Source organism: Alkalibacillus haloalkaliphilus C5, assembly GCF_000269905.1.
GTDB classification, from domain to species: Bacteria; Bacillota; Bacilli; order Bacillales; family Alkalibacillaceae; genus Alkalibacillus; species Alkalibacillus haloalkaliphilus_A.
The window spans coordinates 1-5,207 of sequence record NZ_AKIF01000175.1; the positions used below are offsets into that span (position 1 = coordinate 1).

Sequence of the window (5,207 nt, forward strand, 5' to 3'; positions counted from 1 at the left end):
GCTTAAATTCGATTCAATATAAGCTCGCTCTTCCTCTTCATTTAAAATCCCTGTCGCTTCACCGATCTCACCATCTTGCATATTCCAGATCACATTATGATCTTCATCAACACGAGAGAAGTCACCTTGAGACCAGCGATTCAATATATCCAAGTACACTTCATCTCCTGGCATTTCTCCTCGCACTTGTTCTACACCGTCAATAAGCCAATGGATTCTTTCATCCGTAATTAAATAGAATCCCCTCTTAATATCTGCTTCGATCTTTTGATGCGACATCTTATGAATGTAGTCTCTTACTTCATGTTTAGTCAAATCAGACTGACTGACAGGTTCTCCAAAAGGGTTTAACTCTACCGTATGTACTTCCCCTCGATCAATCTCTTCTTCATCATCTTCTTCCTCTGCATCTACAATTCGACCCACAGGTAAAGCTTCTCGCTCCTCGTCTTCACTCGATGCTTCTGCACGGTCTAACAAAACAACGACAGCAAAGAAAATAACAATTGATAGAAGAATCGTTAATAAAGTTCCTACAATCCATTTATATATTGTCATGGCCATCACTCCGTACCAATATCATACAATTTTATCCATGTTTTTTACAGAGGTTTTTGTACAAAAAGTCCTACAATTCACGACAATAACGACTTCAACTAAAATCCCGATAGTGTAAGTGTTGTTTTTACAACGTTATTATTAAATTATCTTTTGTTACTTTCTCACTTATTCAACTTTATATCAAAACCTCATCTTTAACTAACACCCACTTTAGTTGAACAAGCCATTATACTTTAATCACTTTATACTACTGGATATAAACATTGAGGCATCTTGATTCATAAAGATACGATTTCCATGATAGAATGTCTTAATTTCAGTTGATTTAAATCCGACTTCGGATAACTTTGTTTTCAATTCCTCATGTGAAAAACCATTATGAACTTTCGGATGAGTTATTTTGTCGTTTTTGTCAAAATCAACAACAAGTAGCCTACCACCATTATTTAAAATGTTGAACAACTCTTGTAAAATCTTATTAGTATCTGGAATATGAAGAAGGACTAATGACATTACAATTATGTCAGCCTTAAGTTCAGGAGTTTCTTGGGTGAAATCTGAATAAAGTACTCTTGAGTTAGTAATTTCCTTGTGGGAAATCTTAGCTTTCGCAACCTCCAACATCTCTTTTGATGAATCTACCAACAAAACAGAATCAACTAAATCTGATAACTCTAAACCAACTAGACCAGTACCACTCCCATAGTCTATTAATGATTTCGACTTACTATTATGTAACTTAGGTCTTATTACCCTAACTATAGCTTTAGCTAATTTTATTCTTTCTTTTGTATCATATTTTTTTGCCATCTGTTCAAACACATTCTCTTCCATAAACAGCTCTCCGTTTCGTATGTTTGATGTTTGATGTTTCATTAACCTGCTCACATTAGCTTAAGTAGATTTCTTCACAAACTTTATAGTCCATTACGTAGCAAATAGCAGAACTACTTAGTTTAAACTTGAGCCTCTTTAATGAAGGTCATACACAATCCACGCCAATACATCACTCAACAAATCCAATTCAACTAAAAGATCTTCTATATACCGCTCTTCTTCACTAAAAGTTTTAACATGGTATGTTAGAACTACTACCCTTGATGTTTGATCGCTCAACACACTAAATACATAGCTCCATTCCTCTTCAGTCATTTCATCCAATTCATCTTGGCTTAAAACATCAGTTTCAAGGAGATCAATGATGCGATGTGCACGAGCTTGAGCATAACCAGCTGGGTTGTCAGTTGTTTTACTTTCAAAATCAATGTCATACTCCTCTTCCAACTCAACTAAACTAGTTGTGAAACGTTCAATACTTTCATGGTGTGATCCTCCTATACCACTTTCTTCGTTAGCGTTAGATGCAAGATTTGGATATAACAACAATATTAAAGATGTAAAGGCAATAAACACACTAACGGAGACAATAGCCAACACTTTGTTACTCAAAGTAAATCACCTACCTTAGGGGCACCTTAGCTACTGAGCTCCTTTAATAAAGTCACTCTACTACCCCTACTAATAAACTTCTCAACACTCTCAAATCGTTTAAACTATCTTCTATATACTGCCGTTCTTCGCTAAAATACTCTTCATAGGTTACTAGACTTTTTAACTCCAAACACGAACTATCCACTTCAGTTAAGACATCATCGATTTCATCCAAAGTTAATTCACCCATGTCTTTGCTCAGCACTTCCTGTTCAATTAAGTCGATTATATAATGGACAAGTGTGTTTGCCACACCAATCGGTTGTTCAAGTGTGGCGTATTCAAAATTTAAGTCATACTCCTCTTCAACCTCAGCTAAATTAGTTGTATATTGCTCAATCTTTTCATAGTTTGACTCCACAGTACTTTTTTGGTCAGCAGTAGATGAGATATTAGGATAAAACCAAAACACCAAGGACATCAAACCAATAAACACACTACTAAATACAACAACCAACATTTTGTTACTCAGGTCAATCACCTACCAAATTAAGTACTAAAAAGCTTGATCCACCAACTACGAGAAACCAATCTAAAACACCGGCCAACTTTTTTGCGTCGCTAACTTCGCCATATTCTCATCAGGATTTACAACAATTGGATAGTCAACTAAATCTAACAACGGCGCGTCTGATTCGCTATCGGCATAGGCATAAAGCGTTTCAGATTGCTCATCCTTCTCATTTCTTCCAAGCCAAGCACGAAGCTGGTTAACTTTTTCATCACCGTTTACAATACGTCCCATCTTACCGACACAGACACCTTCATCATCGAAAACAAGTTGCGTACCAATCGTCTCGACGTTTTCTAACCCGACTTCGCGAACAAACGCGTTTAAAAAAGGCATTAATGCACCTGATAAGATGACAATGTCATCACCGTCTGCTTGGTGACGCTTAACCTTTTCTACTAACGCACGGTTTACTTTTTCTAAATCTCCTCTAGCTAACTCATCAAAAAAAGATGCTAAATCTTCTTGTTTTTTACCTTTAAACGACTTCACAAAACCATGGAAAAACTGGTGCTTAAACGCTTCTTTCCCTTTAAAAATTCCGACGAACACACTCTTAACTAACCCAGCACTAACTACAGCCCATTCTTTTACACCGTACTCTTTTTTAGCAACTTGAAACATCACTTTAAACGAATTGCCTTGATACAATGTACCATCAAAATCAACTGTCACAACTGCCATCCAAACACTCCATTCGACTAGTTCTTCTTACTATTTTAGCATACTAAATTCCATATATCACCAGTCAGTATTCCGTGTTACAATATAATTTATTTATAAAAAGCAAAAAGGGATGTTCCATATGATTTATAAACAATTGATCATCTTCTTCACCGGTTTAGTTATATTTGCATACGGCATATCACTTGCCATTCAAGTGCAATACCTTGGGATTCACCCTTGGGATGTATTAAGCCTTGCTCTTTTTGACTTAATAGGGTTAACGGTTGGAACGTGGACAATCATCATTGGCCTCATTATTATGATTTTTACATTTTTCACAAGACGCCAATACATCAATGTCGGGACATTCCTTAACGCCTTTTTAGTCGGTGTATTTGTGGATCTATTTCTATACTTACAATGGTTCCCTGTTGGAAGTTCATTAGTTGAGGATATCGCTATTATGCTGTTAGCGATCGTCGCGATGGGCGTTGGAGGCGGAACCTATTCTGCTGCATAAATAGGGCTTGGCCCTCGTGATGGCTTCATGCTTTCAATCGCTGATTTAACCGGTAAATCGATTCAAAGAATTCGTATTTATGTCGAGTCGTGTGTGCTTTTAATTGGATTAGTTTTAGGTGGGCCTGTCTTTGTTTTCACGTTTATTTTTACTTTGATTCAAAGCCCGATTTATCAAAAGGTTTTTCTTAGCATTAAGCCAGATACGACGCGTGTTTGATACACATTTCCTTTAACTTACCTTACGTATCTCTAGTGGTTGGTTGATATGTACCTAGCAATGAACATTCACTGCATAGATCGTTGCCATGCTTAGCACACAATAAAAAGTAATCACCTCAAACGAGCTCTGAAGTGATTACTTTAACGATTCGCTTCAATTATTAAGAGTGTTGCTTTCTTGTTAACAGTCCGTCTCGCATTTCAAACAAATGATTTCCGTATGTGCTTAACTCTGTATCATGGGTTACAAGAATAATTGTGATTCCTTCTTTGTGCAGGTCTTTGAGTATAGACATAACATGATTTCTGCTGTCTACATCTAAGTTTCCTGTTGGTTCATCACAAAGCAATATGTTGGGCCGATTCATTAAGGATCTTGCAATCGCTGTTCGTTGTTTTTCTCCGCCTGATACCATAGCCGGCTGATGCTTCTCTCGATGTGAAAGATTTACTTTGGCCAGAATTTCCTTGGCATTGTTCTCAATCTGCTCCTTCTTCTCATACGGCAATAAAGGTATCATCACATTTAATAATATATTAAACTGCTCAAACAACTTAAAATCTTGAAATATATAGCCTATATTGTTTCTTCGGAAATCTCTTTTTTTCTCTTCTTCCCCTTCAGAAATATGAAAATCACCAATCATAATAGATCCTTCATCAGGTCGTTCTATGCCAGATAGAACTTTCAAAAGCGTTGTCTTCCCCGAACCAGAAGGTCCAGTGATCGTCAGCCAATCACCTGATGCAACTTCAAAATCAATCCCTTTTAACACGTGCACATTTTCCTTATTTATTTGATAGGATTTTGCTACATTATTAATCTTAATAAGCACGGTCATCTCCCCCTCTAAAAAAGAACCAATTCATAGATTGATTTGCAATTAATAAAGTAAGTCCTAAAATAAGCAGTATCGGAATAATACTACCTACAATGACATGGGAAGATAATTCTACGAAGAATGCTAGAGCAATAAGACTGATCACACAACCTAAACCAGTCGCTATACTTCCCCAAATCAAAACTTCTTTCAATAAATATTGTTTTATTTTCTTTTTACTCCAGCCAATGGTATTAAATAAAGAAATTTCCTTCTTTCGCACTCTCCACAAATTGGACAACGACTGAATAACAGTGATTATCCCGACTATATATAAGAGAACTACCATCACTATAAATATGCCTTCAATATTGCCATGTACATACACACCAAGTCTTGTTTCCGTCACATTTCCT

At 36.5% G+C, this 5,207-nt stretch carries 8 protein-coding genes; 1 reads left to right on the forward strand and 7 read right to left on the reverse strand.

The genetic code is table 11. From position 1 onward, the window contains the following. The 5 genes from A194_RS19515 to A194_RS0114340 all read right to left on the reverse strand — a co-directional run. A partial coding sequence (locus A194_RS19515) for a DUF6241 domain-containing protein (RefSeq protein WP_017187495.1) occupies positions 1 to 558 on the reverse strand: 558 nt, incomplete at its 3' end. A gap of 240 nt (positions 559 to 798) precedes the next feature. Then, a complete protein-coding gene (locus tag A194_RS0114325) occupies positions 799 to 1,395 on the reverse strand; it encodes a class I SAM-dependent DNA methyltransferase (protein ID WP_017187496.1) in 597 nt (198 codons plus the stop codon). Between the two features lie 138 nt (positions 1,396 to 1,533). Continuing rightward, positions 1,534 to 2,010 carry a hypothetical protein gene (locus A194_RS0114330; RefSeq protein WP_017187497.1) on the reverse strand — a complete coding sequence of 159 codons (477 nt, stop codon included), beginning with the start codon at positions 2,008 to 2,010 and terminating at the stop codon, positions 1,534 to 1,536. A 52-nt stretch (positions 2,011 to 2,062) separates the two neighbouring features. After that, complete coding sequence (locus tag A194_RS0114335; protein ID WP_017187498.1) at positions 2,063 to 2,512, reverse strand: hypothetical protein; 450 nt, start codon at positions 2,510 to 2,512, stop codon at positions 2,063 to 2,065. Positions 2,513 to 2,584: 72 nt separating this feature from the next. Beyond that, positions 2,585 to 3,247: an HAD family hydrolase gene (locus A194_RS0114340; protein ID WP_017187499.1), complete on the reverse strand. Its 663-nt coding sequence runs from the start codon at positions 3,245 to 3,247 to the stop codon at positions 2,585 to 2,587. A 121-nt stretch (positions 3,248 to 3,368) separates the two neighbouring features. On the opposite strand from A194_RS0114340, the gene A194_RS21415 reads away from it, so the two are divergent. Continuing rightward, the gene (locus tag A194_RS21415; protein ID WP_017187500.1) at positions 3,369 to 3,749 is read left to right on the forward strand and encodes a DUF6198 family protein; all 381 of its coding nucleotides are present in this window, start codon (positions 3,369 to 3,371) and stop codon (positions 3,747 to 3,749) included. Positions 3,750 to 4,131: 382 nt separating this feature from the next. On the opposite strand, the gene A194_RS0114350 is transcribed toward A194_RS21415, so the two are convergent. Together A194_RS0114350 and A194_RS0114355 are read right to left on the reverse strand one after the other, a co-directional pair. Beyond that, entirely contained in the window at positions 4,132 to 4,806 is a 675-nt protein-coding gene (locus A194_RS0114350) for an ABC transporter ATP-binding protein (protein ID WP_017187502.1), read from the reverse strand. Then, positions 4,796 to 5,207: FtsX-like permease family protein (locus tag A194_RS0114355; RefSeq protein ID WP_029425328.1), on the reverse strand; the 412-nt coding region annotated here is incomplete at its 5' end. The genes A194_RS0114355 and A194_RS0114350, both read right to left, overlap by 11 nt.

Bases quoted from the DNA above. Each gene is read 5' to 3' on its own strand.
- A194_RS0114325 (WP_017187496.1), bottom strand. From the start codon at position 1,395: ATGGAAGAGAATGTGTTTGAACAGATGGCAAAAAAATATGATACAAAA.
- A194_RS0114335 (WP_017187498.1), bottom strand. From the start codon at position 2,512: ATGTTGGTTGTTGTATTTAGTAGTGTGTTTATTGGTTTGATGTCCTTG.
- A194_RS0114340 (WP_017187499.1), bottom strand. From the start codon at position 3,247: ATGGCAGTTGTGACAGTTGATTTTGATGGTACATTGTATCAAGGCAAT.
- A194_RS21415 (WP_017187500.1), top strand. From the start codon at position 3,369: ATGATTTATAAACAATTGATCATCTTCTTCACCGGTTTAGTTATATTT.